11 protein-coding genes and 1 pseudogene are annotated in these 13,530 nt (G+C 61.8%); 3 read left to right on the top strand and 9 right to left on the bottom strand.

Annotation, left to right across the window (positions count from 1 at the left end):
* Positions 1-87: 87 nt before the first annotated feature.
* Positions 88-1,380 (bottom strand): DNA polymerase IV, encoded by a 1,293-nt coding sequence (locus MOV63_RS17590; RefSeq protein WP_038542019.1) that lies wholly within the window; start codon positions 1,378-1,380, stop codon positions 88-90.
* Between the two features lie 77 nt (positions 1,381-1,457).
* On the opposite strand from MOV63_RS17590, the gene MOV63_RS17585 reads away from it, so the two are divergent.
* Positions 1,458-2,039: a GNAT family N-acetyltransferase gene (locus MOV63_RS17585; protein ID WP_038542020.1), complete on the top strand. Its 582-nt coding sequence runs from the start codon at positions 1,458-1,460 to the stop codon at positions 2,037-2,039.
* On the opposite strand, the pseudogene MOV63_RS17580 reads toward MOV63_RS17585, so the two are convergent.
* Positions 2,023-2,693 (bottom strand): annotated as a pseudogene (locus MOV63_RS17580) (hypothetical protein); the annotation flags it as partial. The gene MOV63_RS17585 and the pseudogene MOV63_RS17580 sit on opposite strands and share 17 nt — an antisense overlap.
* Position 2,694: 1 nt before the next feature.
* Entirely contained in the window at positions 2,695-3,003 is a 309-nt protein-coding gene (locus tag MOV63_RS17575) for a DUF3572 domain-containing protein (protein ID WP_247035248.1), read from the bottom strand.
* A gap of 132 nt (positions 3,004-3,135) precedes the next feature.
* Between MOV63_RS17575 and MOV63_RS17570 the strand changes: the two genes are divergently transcribed.
* Positions 3,136-3,507: a response regulator gene (locus MOV63_RS17570; protein ID WP_038542024.1), complete on the top strand. Its 372-nt coding sequence runs from the start codon at positions 3,136-3,138 to the stop codon at positions 3,505-3,507.
* A 16-nt stretch (positions 3,508-3,523) separates the two neighbouring features.
* Positions 3,524-4,894, top strand: coding sequence for a PleD family two-component system response regulator (locus MOV63_RS17565; RefSeq protein WP_247035247.1), 1,371 nt, complete (start codon positions 3,524-3,526; stop codon positions 4,892-4,894).
* An 875-nt stretch (positions 4,895-5,769) separates the two neighbouring features.
* On the opposite strand, the gene rpmG is transcribed toward MOV63_RS17565, so the two are convergent.
* From rpmG to topA, 6 genes are all read right to left on the bottom strand, one after another.
* On the bottom strand, positions 5,770-5,937 hold the full coding sequence (rpmG, locus tag MOV63_RS17560; RefSeq protein ID WP_003547442.1) for a 50S ribosomal protein L33: 168 nt from the start codon (positions 5,935-5,937) through the stop codon (positions 5,770-5,772).
* Between the two features lie 91 nt (positions 5,938-6,028).
* Complete coding sequence (locus tag MOV63_RS17555; RefSeq protein WP_038542029.1) at positions 6,029-7,213, bottom strand: MFS transporter; 1,185 nt, start codon at positions 7,211-7,213, stop codon at positions 6,029-6,031.
* Positions 7,214-7,223: 10 nt separating this feature from the next.
* A complete protein-coding gene (locus MOV63_RS17550; RefSeq protein ID WP_247035246.1) occupies positions 7,224-7,910 on the bottom strand; it encodes an NUDIX hydrolase in 687 nt (228 codons plus the stop codon).
* Positions 7,907-8,359: a DUF983 domain-containing protein gene (locus tag MOV63_RS17545; RefSeq protein ID WP_247035245.1), complete on the bottom strand. Its 453-nt coding sequence runs from the start codon at positions 8,357-8,359 to the stop codon at positions 7,907-7,909. The genes MOV63_RS17550 and MOV63_RS17545 overlap by 4 nt, the downstream gene beginning before the upstream one ends.
* Positions 8,360-8,361: 2 nt before the next feature.
* Complete coding sequence (gene rnr / locus MOV63_RS17540; protein WP_405029346.1) at positions 8,362-10,716, bottom strand: ribonuclease R; 2,355 nt, start codon at positions 10,714-10,716, stop codon at positions 8,362-8,364.
* The gene (gene topA / locus MOV63_RS17535) at positions 10,713-13,394 is read right to left on the bottom strand and encodes a type I DNA topoisomerase (RefSeq protein WP_247035244.1); all 2,682 of its coding nucleotides are present in this window, start codon (positions 13,392-13,394) and stop codon (positions 10,713-10,715) included. The genes rnr and topA overlap by 4 nt, the downstream gene beginning before the upstream one ends.
* Positions 13,395-13,530 lie beyond the last annotated feature (136 nt).

The following is a 13,530-nucleotide window of genomic DNA, read 5'->3' as shown; positions in this document are numbered from 1 at the left end:
AAGACCGGCACATTAGCGCATGAGGTTTAAGGAAGGTTATCCGCGCCGCGAGTAGTTTTAACGTTATGGTTAATAACGGATCACATTTCATTGATCCCGGCGGCGGCTTCCGAAAGTATATCCGGTCTCGACCGCGGCCTTGCCGAACTTGTCGCGCAGCTTGTCCATCGCCGCTTCCGCAGCCGCGCGGCGGCCGGCCTGGCGGTCGACGAGGTCGGGGGGATCGGCAAGCGTCGGGTTGCCGAGATCGGTGACGCCGATGCCGAGCAGGCGGAATTTGGTGCCGTCGGTCTCCTTTTCCATCAGCGACAGGCCGGTCCTGAAAATACGGTCGGCGAGCTGGGTCGGGTCCTCAAGCCGCTTGTTGCGGGTGCGGCTCTTGAAATCGGCGGTCTTCATCTTGAGGACGACGGTCTGCCCGGCAATGCCGTGTTTCTTCAGCCGCATCGAAACCTTTTCGGAAAGCCGGCGCAGGATCGGCACGAGGTCGTCATAACCCGCGATGTCGTCAAAAAAAGTGGTCTCGGCCGAAACGCTCTTTGCCGCGTCGTTGACATGCACCTCGCGGTCGTCGATGCCGCGCGAGAGGCGATAGAGCCGTTGGCCCATCGTGCCGTAGCGGCGCATCAGGTCGGCTTCCTGCATGGTCTGGAGTTGGCCGATGGTGCGGATCCCGTCTGCCTCCAGTGTCGCGTTGAAAGCCTTGCCGACGCCCCAGATGGTGGTGACGGGGCGGGCCGCCAGGAATTCCAGCGCCTCTTGCCGGCCGATCACCGAAAAGCCGCGCGGCTTCTGAAGATCCGAGGCGACCTTTGCGAGGAATTTGCAGTAGGAGAGGCCGACCGAAATGCTGATGCCGATCTCGTCCTGCACCCGCTTGGCGAATTTCGCAAGGATGCGGGCCGGCGGGGCGTGATGCAGCCGTTCGGTGCCGGCGAGTTCGAGAAAGGCCTCGTCGATCGACAGCGGCTGAACCAGCGGCGTCAGATCGTGCATCATCGCGCGCACCTGCCGGCCGATGGTGACATATTTTTCCATATTGGGCGGGATCACGACGGCGTCCGGGCAGAGTTCCAGCGCCTTGAACATCGGCATCGCCGAGCGCACGCCGTTGATGCGGGCGATATAGCAGGCCGTCGAGACGACGCCGCGTTTGCCGCCGCCGATGATCACCGGCTTGTCGGCGAGTTCCGGGTTGTCGCGCTTTTCGATCGTCGCATAGAAGGCATCGCAATCGATATGCGCCAGCGTCAATGCGTAGAGTTCGTTGTGATAGACGAGACGCGGGCTGCCGCAGGCGCGGCAACGGCGCACCTCCGCCTTCTGCTCCGCAAGGCAGTCGCGACAGAAGCCGGGTGTCTTGTCAGGCGTAGGCGTCATGGCAGAGAACAAAGGTTGAACACCGCGACGTTAAGGCCTAAGCTCGTGAGTCACAAGGGAGAGCATAGAGGTTTGGCGTGGATATCGATCTTCGTTTCGAGCCCGTGACGGCAGAGCGCTGGGGGGATTTCGAAATGCTCTTCGGCCCGCAGGGTGCCTTCTACCACTGTTGGTGCGTCGCTCTGCGCCTGCCGCATGCGGTGCGCACCAAGATGCAGCCGCAGGAGCGGAAGGATCATATCCACGACCGTATAAATGCTGGTCCGCCGCCCGGCATTCTGGCTTACGCGGAGGGTGAACCGGTGGCCTGGGTGCAGGTCGGACCGCGCCATGATGTGCCGCAGTTCAATTCGCCGCGCACCGTTTCGCGCCCGCTGGAGGAGGCGGATGCAACCGATCCCTCCGTCTGGGCGGTCAGCTGTTTTTTCCTGACGCCGAAGCTCAGGGGCAAAGGACTGAGCCACCGCCTGCTGTCTGGCGCCGTCGACTATGCACGGCATATGGGAGCGCGGTTTGTCGAGGCCTGTCCGATCGATCATGTGAAGCAGTCGAAATCGGTGACGCTGTGCATAGGCTCGACGGCGATCTTCGACGCCGCCGGCTTCGAAGTGGTGGAGCGCCGCAAGGACGGACGACCGCTGATGCGGCTGGAACTTTAGATGTCAGGCGGCTTTGGACTGGATATGGGTATAGATCAGTTCGGCAGCATGACCCCAGTCCGTCGCCCGGATGATGCCGTCGTCCGGCTTCGGCGCCAGAAGGTGGAGCGGAGAGTCGGGCATCATATGGAGGACGAAGCATTCTGCGACGTGATCCCGCACCGAGTGCAGGTTATGCGCCATGTCATCGATGAAGACGCAGGGCAGGGGGCGTCCGTCGTGCAGACGCTGCATGATCGGTCCCTTGGGTTCCTCGCTGGCGATCAGCGGGAAGGTGAGGCCGATCCGGTCGAGAAGCCGGCGGCGGTGCTCCTGGTAGCGCGGCGGCATCGCGGTGAGGAACACGACGTCGGCATCCTTCGACAGCGCGTCGAGCGTCTGGACGACGAAGTCGAAGGGGATCTGCCAGTTTTCCTGGGCTTCGAAAAAGGCCTCGATCAACCGACGCACGTCCGGATGTTCGAGCGCGAGCTGCGTCTCTATGGAAACGATATTGCCGGTGAGCCGGAACGAGCGCGGCAGCAGTTCATGGCCTTCGCCGCGCAGAAAGTCCTGGAAGGGAGCCACGAAGTGCAGCACCACGTCGTCGATGTCGCAGACGACGAGCGGCCGGTCGCCGAGGCGCACATGGGAAAGGTCGAGGATCTCGCTCATCTCAATAGTCGCCGGAATCGAGCCCGGGTCCGGAATAGTGGTGCGAGGCGGCCGCCACGGTTTCAGGCTTCGTATCCGTCGCCTCGCAGAAGGCCAGCAGAGTCGGCTCATGCCCCATCAGGAAATCGATCATGCCGGCGAGAAAGCCCGGATCGTTCACCGCATTTCGCAGCTGATTGGGCTGGACGCCGGAAAGGGCGAGGAAACGGCCGAGCATATCGGGCTCGTTGGCGAGCCATCCGAGAATGGCGGCCGCGGTCTCTTCCGCCTGGGGTCTGCTGTTTCGAGTATTACCGGGGTCGCGCCGCATTGTCTGCCGAGTTACCTCTTTTTCAACTATATGGCTTTACCGTGCCTGATAGGCGCTCTGTGGAATCGGCCGTTCCGGGAGCTTATATACTGAAGGCACTCATGCAAGCCGGGATTTAAGGAACGGATCGCTATGCCCAAACGGGTCATGATCGTCGAGGACAACGAGCTGAACATGAAGCTCTTCCGCGACCTGATCGAAGCATCGGGATACGATACCATCCAGACCCGCAACGGTATGGAAGCGCTTGATCTGGCACGAAAATATCGCCCAGACCTGATTTTGATGGACATCCAGCTGCCCGAGGTTTCTGGCCTCGAAGTCACCAAATGGCTGAAGGAAGACGACGAGCTGCATGTCATTCCGGTGATCGCGGTGACCGCCTTTGCGATGAAGGGCGATGAGGAGCGCATTCGCCAGGGTGGATGCGAGGCCTATGTCTCGAAACCCATTTCAGTGCCGAAATTTATCGAGACAATAAAGACATATCTCGGCGACGCATGAAAACGGGACGGACCTCATGACGGCGCGGATACTTGTAGTCGACGATATTCCGGCGAATGTGAAGCTGCTCGAAGCCAGGCTTCTGGCCGAATATTTCGATGTCCTGACCGCCGACGACGGTTACAAGGCGCTGGCGATCTGCGACAGCACCCATGTGGACCTGATCCTGCTCGACATCATGATGCCTGGTATCGACGGTTTCGAGGTCTGCGAACGGCTGAAGGCCAATCCGCGCACCGCCCATATTCCCGTCGTCATGGTCACGGCGCTTGACCAACCGTCCGACCGCGTGCGTGGCCTCAAAGCCGGTGCCGACGATTTCCTGACCAAACCGGTCAACGACCTGCAGCTCATTTCACGGGTAAAGAGCCTGGTGCGGTTGAAGACGCTCAGCGACGAGCTGCGCATCCGCGCCGACACCGCCAGCAATATCGGGCTGGAAGACATGCTGAAGGGCGCTGACGGTCGCGACGAGATGGCCCAGGTCCTTCTCGTCGATGGCCGCGCAAGCTCGCAGGAGCGCATCATCAAGGCGCTGAAGCCGGTCGCCGGCGTCATTGCCATGTCCGATCCGCAGGCTGCCCTTTTCGAAGCGGCGGAGAACCCGGTCGATCTGGTGATCGTCAACGCCAATTTCGACGAATACGATCCGCTGAGACTATGCTCGCAGCTTCGCTCGCTGGAGCGCACCCGGTTCCTGCCGCTGCTCCTGGTGACAGAAATGGGTGCTGACGACCTGATCGTCCGGGCGCTCGACCTCGGCGTCAACGACTATATCGTTCGGCCGATCGACCCGAATGAGCTCATGGCCCGCGTGCTCACCCAGATCAAGCGCAAGCGCTACAACGACCGCCTGCGCATGAGTATGCGCCAGACCATCGAGCTTGCCGTCACCGACGGCCTGACCGGGCTCAACAACCGGCGTTATCTCGATAATCACCTCAAGGTACTGTTCAATCGCGCTGCCGCGCGCTCACGGCCGCTGTCCGTCTGCATCACCGATATCGATCGCTTCAAGTCGGTCAACGACGCCTACGGCCACGATGCGGGCGACGAGGTGCTGAAGGAATTCGCGGCCCGCGTCCGCTCGACGGTAAGGGGAGCCGATCTTGCCTGCCGTTACGGCGGCGAGGAATTCGTGGTTGTCATGCCCGATACCGATTCGATGTCGGCCGCAGTGATTGCCGAACGGCTTCGCAGCATCATCGAAAGTCAGCCGTTTCATTTGAAGACGGCAGGCATCATGCTCAACATCACGGCATCGCTCGGGATTGCATGCAATGCGCATGGGGCCGAGACACCGGAGCAGCTCATGAAACAGGCCGACCGCGCGCTCTACGAAGCGAAGAATGGCGGGCGCAATCGCGTGGTTGCCGCTGCCGCTTAGAGAATCAGAAAACCCTAAATTGCATGTTGGCCGCCTACAAGGCGGGCGTGCTGTGGAAAAGCCGAAGGTGTCCCCAGTTATTTCAAGCGAGAACCTGATTTTTTACAGGTACGAATTGATGGACCAATTTCATGAACAGTGATCGGTTAATTCTGCTGCTGCAGTGCATTCAAGAAATTCCGAATGTATCCATGGGGCGCTCCAGGCCCGCCAATCGAGAATAGCTGTGCGAATTGGCTTCTCCGAAATTGCATGGCTGAGGAGATAACCAGTGTTCCTCAAGGATGTTCTTGAATTCAGGTCAAGGTTCCAAGAGTTTGATTGCCTTAAGCATATAAAGCCTCGGGGATGATCTTTAATTTTTTACAAGAAAAACAGGCAAAATATGAATAGCGGACGCGAATTTTAACCAACAACAGTGGCAGAACCGGTATCAGATTAAGAATCTGTTGATTTTCTTTTGGTTTTGCGCAATTTTGACGCTTAACGAAGATAACGTTCCCGAAAGGGACGCCGATACCCCATGATGCTCAGGTCCGCCGCATCTCCTGGGTCGTGGGGTCGGTCGACCGGCAGGCATACCAAAGCGGTTCCTCGTGCCGTGATTGCAGGCTGGTCGACCCCCATTTGAAAGCGCCGCTTCCAGCCTCTGGAGCGGCGCTTTTCCATTTCTACGCAGCCTGTCCCGCTCTGGATCATACCGCTCCCGCATCGGCCCGAAAACCGGTGCCGATTGTCGGAGAGCATGATGCGGCAATTTAAGGATCTGGAGCGCCTTGGTGGGGCCGAATGAACGGACGGCGCTAGAGTGATGCCCAAAAGAAAAGGCGCCAAGCCTCTCGGCTGGCGCCCTTCGAGAACCCTCGGATCAAGGTTTACTTGATCTTGGTTTCCTTGAACTCGACGTGCTTCTTGGCGACCGGATCATACTTGGTCTTGGTCATCTTGTCGGTCATCGTGCGGCTGTTCTTCGTGGTGACGTAGAAGAAACCGGTGTCAGCCGTCGACAGCAGCTTGATCTTGATGGTCGTAGCTTTCGCCATGGTGTTCTGCCTCTAAGAAAAAATGAAGCCGCGGACGCGGGTTGGGTCCACGGCGAAATCTGGCGCGAAATTACAAATCGCGCTCGAAAAGTCAACTCCGTTTTGACCGGAAAAGCATTCGGCAGATGGAAACCAGCACATAGAAGCCGAAGAATCCCGCCAAGGCCCAGGCAAAACCGTCATTGCCAGCGATATCGATGGCAGCGCCGATACCCTGCGGACCGGCAACCGTACCGACCGCATAACAGAAGATGAAGGCCGCGTTTGCGGCAGCAAGGTCGGCACCGCTGAGCCGCGACCCGAGATGCGCTAGGCCCACCGTATAGAGGCCGGAGACGCAACCGCCCCAGAAGAACAGGACCACGGCCATCATGATCCAGTTCTGGATCAGGAAGGGCAGGGCAAGCGATCCCGCGACGCCGAGCACCGCCATGGCGGTGAGGAGTGGCCGGCGGTCCCTCAGCTTGTCGGAATAGAGGCCGAGCGGGATCTGGAAGGCCATGTTGCCGATGCCCATCACCGTCAGCAGCAGCGCGGCCTGCGCTTCGGTCAGCGCCGAACGGATCGCATAGATCGGGAACAGCGACAGCCCGCCCGCCGACACCGCACCGAAGGCGAATACCGCCGCCGTCGCTGTCGGAACGAGGAAGATGTAGTGGAAGAAGTGTCGGTCCGGCTTGGTATCCAGCACGGGACTTTCATGGCGGGCGATGAAGATCGGGATGATCGCCAGCATGATGATCGCCGCACCGACCAGGAAAGGCAGGACGCCGTCGCTGCCGAGCGCGGAGAAGAGCAGGGGACCGATCGCGAAGCCGATGGCGAGCACGGTGGCGTAAATGCCGAGAACGAGCCCACGGCGCCTTGGCGGGGCCGCCTCGTTGATCCAGAATTCCGACAGGATGAAAAGCGTCGTCGTTGCGCCGTGGAAGGTGAAGCGCAGCGGGAACCACATCCAGAAGGCATCCGCGTAATAGAAGCCGATGGCGCTGATGGCAGCAATGAGCACCGCGAACATCATGGTGCGCGCCACGCCGCAGTCATGGGCGATTTTGGTGGTGATCGGCGCGGCGACCATCGAGGCGACGCCGGCCATGGCGGCGTTGAGGCCGATCAGGGTGGAGGAGATTCCGCGCTTTTCAAGAATGATGCTGAGGAGCGGCAGGCCGAGGCCGATGGCAATGCCCACGGCACTGATGGCGGATATGGCGGCGATCAGCGACGGCCAGTGAATCTTCTCGACATGGCCGTTGGCGTCTGTCGTCGGCTGAGCCATTCAATGTTCCTTACAGTCGGCTGCGGACGAATCGTCCATGACGCATGAAGTAGAAGGACACCGGGCCTCCAAACGGTAAAGACGGATCGAATGCCATCAGGTTTTTCACGTCCTCCAGAACCGCCTGCGTGATGCGCGGGAGTTTCAGACCCGAAAGCTCGGCAATGTCAAGCCAGCGCACGTCCTGAAGTTCGTTTGAGTCGCCAAGAAGCGCCATGTCGAAGCGGGTTTCGTCGGTAAAGGCGAGAAAGAAGCGCGTATCGTAGCGCCGGACATTGCCGGGCGGCGTGATGGCGCGGGCGACATAACGCAGGCGGGAGAGGTCGGCAGCGCTGTCGCCCGCAAGCCCGGTCTCCTCCTGAAGTTCTCTGAGGGCCGCGAGCGCCAGGGCCCGGGCGCGGGCCGAGGTCATGCGGGCGGTGGTGCCGGCAACCAGCTTTTCGACAACCAGCGGATCGAGATCGGCGCTGAAGGGAAGGGCATGGTCGCGGGCATCGCGCCTGCCGCCGGGAAACACGTAGACGTCAGGCATGAACACATGGCCGCTGCCGCGCCGGCCCATGAGAACCCGCAGGGTGCCGGCGGAACGATCGATCAGGATCAGCGACGCGGCGTCCTTGGGTGTCACGCCGGCCACGCGTGCTTGCTTCGGCGCGTCCATTGCGAACGGAGCCTGTTCCTCGGTAGACGATATCATGCAATCGGTCCGCCCCGGCCGGGATCGACCGCCTCGTCGTCCGTTCCCCCGAAGCCGTGCATCTTCAGCGACCATTGGAAACCGATGACACCACCCTTGATCGGCTGGATGGTCACAAGTGCCGTGAGGATCGCCAGCGGCACCCAGATGGCGAGCTGGACCCAGGGGGAAGCCCTGAAAGTCATGTCGGTCAGCAGGTACCCGGTCATCAGCACGTGACCGACGACGACAATGACGAGATAGGCCGGCAGGTCGTCGGCGCGGTGATGATGGATTTCCTCGCCGCAGACGGCGCAGGTATCGACCGGTTTCAGGAACGCCCGGAACAGGCGACCGGTGCCGCAGGCAGGACAGGTTGAGAGCAAGCCCCGCTTGATGGAGCGGCCGAGCGGCCTTTCGACCTCCTGAGCTCCACCATATCGGACCGTCTGTTCGCCCTGTTCCTGCATTCCTATCTCCTTCGGCCGCTCCGCGGAGGCCGCGTGCCGGGTTGGGTCCGGCCGCGCCGCCCCGATTTATGGAAGGAGCGGGTCGCGGTCGGCAATTTCTTGCCCTCGCTCAGCATCTCGAACTGCAGCGCGCCGGCAAGCGGGATCGCCTGCTTCAGCCGCACGTCAACCGTATCGCCGATCTGGTAGCCGAGACCGGTCTTCTCTCCGGACAGCGCCTGATGCGCCTCGTCGTAGATGAAGTAGTCGTTGCCGAGCGTGGATATAGGTATGAATCCGTCCGCGCCATAGGTCGGAAGCGAGACAAATAGTCCCGCCTTGGTGACGCCGGAGACGCGGCCGACGAATTCCTCGCCAATGCGTTCGCTCAGATGGTGGGCGATCAGGCGGTTGATCGTGTCGCGCTCAGCGGCCATGGCGCGGCGCTCGAAGGTGGAGATCTCGGCGGCGATATCGTCGAGCTGTGCCTCTTCCTCCGGCTTGATGCCGCCTTCGCCGAGCCCCAGCGACCCGACCAGCGCGCGATGCACGATGAGGTCGGCATAACGGCGGATCGGCGAGGTGAAATGCGCGTATTTCATCAGGTTGAGGCCGAAATGGCCGATATTATCGGGACTGTAGATCGCCTGGCTCTGGGAGCGCAGCACCATCTCGTTGACCATCACCTGGTGCGCGGTGCCCTCGGCCTTGGCGAGAATGCCGTTGAACGAGTTGGCCCGCATCTGGCCGCCCTTGGCCATCGGAATGCCCAATGTCGCGAGAAACTCGCGCAGCGTCTCCTGCTTGGCAAGCGAGGGCGTGTCGTGGATGCGGTAGATCAGCGCCTGCCGCTTCTTCTCCAGCGTCTCGGCGGCGGCGACATTCGCCTGGATCATCATCTCTTCGATGAGCTTGTGCGCGTCGAGCCGGTCCGGCACGAAGACCCGGTCGACCGTGCCGTCGGGCTTCAGCAGGATCTTGCGCTCCGGCATGTCGAGTTCAAGCGGCTGGCGGCGGTCGCGGCCGCGCTTCATCACCCCATAGGCATGCCACAGCGGCTTCAGGATCGGTTCGAGCAGCGGTCCGCTCTTGTCGTCCGGCTTTCCGTCGATCGCCGCCTGGGCCTGTTGATAGGAAAGCTTGGCGGCGCTCTTCATCATGATCCGGTGGAACGTGTGGCCGGCCTTGCGGCCTTCTTTCGAAAACACCATGCGCACGGCAAGTGCGGGCCGGTCTTCGCCTTCACGCAGCGAGCAGAGATCGTTCGAGATGCGCTCCGGCAGCATCGGTACGACGCGGTCCGGGAAATAGACCGAATTGCCGCGCTTCAAAGCCTCGCGGTCGAGCGGAGAGCCGGTGCGGATATACCAGGAGACGTCGGCGATCGCGACGGTGACGATGACGCCGTCCGGATTGTCGGGCGAGGGGTCCAGCTCGGCATAGACCGCGTCGTCATGGTCCTTCGCGTCGGCCGGGTCGATGGTGATCAGTGGCAGCGAACGCCAGTCCTCGCGCTGGGCCATGGTGGCGGGCTTGGCCGCTTCTGCCTCGTCCATCACCTGTTTCGGGAAGATATGCGGGATGCCGTGCGAATAGACGGCGATCATCGAGATCGCCTTTTCCGAACCGATCGTACCGACGATCGACAGAACCCGGGCGCGGGGAAGACCGAAGCGGCCGGAACGGACGACCTCGCTCTCGACCAGGTCGCCGTCCTTGGCCTCGCCGATATCGGCGGGCTCGATCACCATTTCCTCGCCGCGCCGGTCGATCGGCAGCAGGCGCAATTCTCCATCGGCAAGCTTGTGGACGATGCCGAGCGAGGCCCCGCGGCGCTTGTCGATGATCTTGATAACGCGGGCGGTATAGGCGGGCCCGGTCCGGTCCTTGTTCGGGAAGATTTTTGCGAGCACCCGGTCGTTGAGCCCGGCAGCCGCCACTCTGCCCTTGCCGCGGCTGTCGGACGATTGACGGATGAGCACTGCAGGCGCCGCACCCAGGTCCTCCGGCCATTCGGCCGGGCGGCCGATCAGCTCGCCGTCCTTGTCGCGGGTGGTGATGTCGAGAACGGTGACCGGCGGCAGCGCGTCGGGACGGGTGAGCGACTTGCGGCTCTTCTTGAGAAGGCCTTCTTCCTCCAGCGTCCGAAGCAGGTCCTTCAGCTCGACGCGGGTGTCGCCCTTCAGCCCGAAGGCCTTGGCGATTTCCCGCTTCGACCCCTTGTCCGGGTTTTCGGCGATGAACTCGAGCAGGACATCGCGCGGCGGCACCGCACCGTGGATGATCACCGGCTTTTCCGTTGTGGAAGCGGTGTGGCCGCGGATGGCTTTGTCGGGGCGTTTTCCCTGGTGTTTCGATCTGTCGCGCGGTTCTCTCACGTGCCCGTCTTCTTCGCCTTCGGTGCAGCTGCAGTCTTTTTCGCCGGAGCTTTAGCCTTTGCGGCCGTCTTGGCTTTCGGCGCCGCCTTCTTGGTCGCGGTGGTTGCCTTGGCGGCGGCCTTCTTCGGCTTTGCTTTGGCCGACGGTGCCTTGCCGCCCTTTTCGATGATGAAGGCCATGGCCTGCTCCATCGTTACCGATTGCGGGTCCAGCCCTTTCGGCAACGTCGCGTTGACCTTGCCCCAATTGACGTAGGGGCCGTATTTGCCGTCACGCACGGTGATCGTGCCGCCGTCCGGATGGTCGCCGAGTTCCTTCAGTGCCGCAGGCGTGCCACGGCCGCGGCCACCGCCAGCCGCCACCTTGCTCTGCTTTTCGGCAAGCACGGTCACGGCGCGGTTGAGGCCGATCGAGAACACGTCCTCGATGCTCTCCAGGTTGGCATAGCTGCCGTCATGCAGCAGGAACGGTCCGTAGCGGCCAAGCCCTGCCGAAATCATCTTGGCTGATTCCGGATGTTTGCCGACGTCGCGCGGCAGGTTGATCAGGGCGAGCGCCTTTTCGTGGTCGATGTCCTCGGGCTTCCAGCCCTTGGGCAGCGACGAACGCTTGGCTTCCTTGCCTTCGCCGCGCTGGATATAGGGTCCGAACCGGCCCGAGCGCAGCGTCAATTCCTCGCCCGTATGCGGATCGGCGCCGAGCGCCTTCGGTTCGCTGAGGGCATTCGCTTCCGCATCCGCGCCGCCTTCCGAGGAAAGCTGGCGGGTGTAGTTACAGTCCGGATAGTTCGAGCAGCCAACGAAGGCGCCGTATTTGCCGAGCTTCAGCGACAGGTTGCCGGTGCCGCAGACCTGGCAGATGCGCGGATCGCTGCCGTCCTCCCGCTTCGGGAAGACCAGCGGCGCCAGCGTCTCGTTCAGCGCATCGAGCACGTTGGTGACGCGCAATTCCTTGGTGTCTTCGATCTGGGCGAAGAAATCCTGCCAGAATTCGCGGAGAACCTGCTTCCAGTCCAGTTCGCCGGCAGAGATCTTGTCGAGCTTTTCCTCAAGATCGGCGGTGAAGTCGTATTCCACGTATTTCGTGAAGAAGCTTTCGAGGAAGGCCGTCACCAGCCGGCCCTTCGAATGCGGGATCAGCTTGCGCTTGTCCATGGTCACATATTCGCGGTCACTCAGCGTCTTCAGCGTCGCGGCATAGGTGGAGGGGCGGCCGATGCCGAGCTCTTCCATCTTCTTGATCAGCGAGGCTTCCGAATAACGCGGCGGCGGCTCGGTGAAGTGCTGGCTGGCGTTAACCTTGTTCTTGTCGAGCTTTTCGCGCGCATTGATCTCGGGCAGGCGGCCATCTTCATCGTCGTCCTCGCCCTTTTCGGCGTCCTCGCGGCTGTCCACATAGGCGCCGAGGAAGCCGTCGAACCGGATGACCGAGCCGACGGCGCGCAGGCCCGCCTTCTCGCCCTTGTTGTCGGCGAGGATCTCGACCGTGGTGCGCTCGATTTCGGCGGATGCCATCTGGCTGGCGATGCCGCGCTTCCAGACCAGCTCATAAAGACGGGCCTGATCGGCATCGAGGTAGCGGCGCACCTGGTCCGGCGTGCGGTTGAAATCGGTCGGGCGGATCGCTTCGTGGGCTTCCTGGGCGTTTTTCGCCTTGGTGGAATAGAAGCGCGGCTTTTCCGGCAGGTAACGCTGTCCGAACTGGTCGACGATGGCGCTGCGGGCCGCATCGATCGCTTCCGGCGCCATCTGCACGCCGTCGGTACGCATATAGGTAATGAGACCGACCGTCTCGCCGCCGATATCGACGCCTTCATAGAGCTTCTGTGCCACCTGCATGGTGCGCGAGGCGTTGAAGCCGATATTGGAGGAGGCGGCCTGCTGCAGCGTCGAGGTGGTGAAGGGCGGGCCGGGATTGCGCTTGACGGGCTTGGCTTCGACCGTATCGACCACATAGGCGGCGCCATCGAGCAGCGCCTTCAGGCGGTTGGCGTCCTCGCCGTTCTTGATCGAGCGGCCCTGCAGCCGCTTGCCGTCGGCAGACACGAGGCGCGCCTCGAACTCGTCGCCGCGCGGCGTGCGCAGCAGAGCCGACAGGTTCCAGTATTCTTCAGAGATGAAACGCTCGATCTCCGATTCGCGGTCGCAGACGAGCCGCAGCGCAACCGACTGCACGCGGCCGGCCGAACGGGCGCCCGGCAGTTTGCGCCACAGGACCGGCGAAAGGTTGAAGCCGACCAGATAGTCGAGCGCGCGGCGAGCGAGATAGGCGTCGACCAGCGGCACGTCGATATCGCGCGGATTGGCCATCGCATCGAGCACGGCCTTCTTGGTGATGGCGTTGAAGACGACGCGCTTGACCGGCTTGTCGCCGATCACCTTCTTCTTCCTGAGAAGATCGAGCACGTGCCAGGAAATGGCTTCACCCTCGCGATCCGGGTCGGTTGCGAGGAACAAGGCGTCCGAGCCTTTTACGGCGTCGGAAATGTCCTTCATCCGCTTCTGGGACGCGGGATCGACCTCCCACAGCATTTCGAAGTCCTGATCGGGGAGCACGGAACCGTCCTTGGCCGGAAGATCGCGCACGTGGCCGAAAGAGGCGAGAACCTTGTAGCCGGAGCCGAGATACTTGTTGATTGTCTTGGCTTTGGCAGGAGATTCTACGACGACAACATTCATTTTGCTTCTCTGCAATAGAGGCTTGCCCCGGCACCGTTACGGTCCAGGCGGAAATCTGACCTCCCGACATGGAGGGCGTTTGCCTCGCGGTCAAGGGGCGTGTGCCAAATTATAGGGTACAACGAGATGCAACCTG

Source organism: Neorhizobium sp. SHOUNA12A, from assembly GCF_023006505.1.
GTDB lineage: Bacteria > Pseudomonadota > Alphaproteobacteria > Rhizobiales > Rhizobiaceae > Neorhizobium.
Note: the sequence above shows the minus strand (reverse complement) of the source record. Positions and strands in the feature narration are given on the sequence as shown.

Excerpts from the sequence above, each read along its gene's own strand:
- MOV63_RS17565 (WP_247035247.1), top strand. The coding sequence starts at position 3,524 with ATGACGGCGCGGATACTTGTAGTCGACGATATTCCGGCGAATGTGAAG.
- MOV63_RS17575 (WP_247035248.1), bottom strand. The coding sequence starts at position 3,003 with ATGCGGCGCGACCCCGGTAATACTCGAAACAGCAGACCCCAGGCGGAA.
- MOV63_RS17555 (WP_038542029.1), bottom strand. The coding sequence starts at position 7,213 with ATGGCTCAGCCGACGACAGACGCCAACGGCCATGTCGAGAAGATTCAC.
- MOV63_RS17570 (WP_038542024.1), top strand. The coding sequence starts at position 3,136 with ATGCCCAAACGGGTCATGATCGTCGAGGACAACGAGCTGAACATGAAG.
- rpmG (WP_003547442.1), bottom strand. The coding sequence starts at position 5,937 with ATGGCGAAAGCTACGACCATCAAGATCAAGCTGCTGTCGACGGCTGAC.
- MOV63_RS17590 (WP_038542019.1), bottom strand. The coding sequence starts at position 1,380 with ATGACGCCTACGCCTGACAAGACACCCGGCTTCTGTCGCGACTGCCTT.
- topA (WP_247035244.1), bottom strand. The coding sequence starts at position 13,394 with ATGAATGTTGTCGTCGTAGAATCTCCTGCCAAAGCCAAGACAATCAAC.
- MOV63_RS17545 (WP_247035245.1), bottom strand. The coding sequence starts at position 8,359 with ATGCAGGAACAGGGCGAACAGACGGTCCGATATGGTGGAGCTCAGGAG.
- MOV63_RS17550 (WP_247035246.1), bottom strand. The coding sequence starts at position 7,910 with ATGATATCGTCTACCGAGGAACAGGCTCCGTTCGCAATGGACGCGCCG.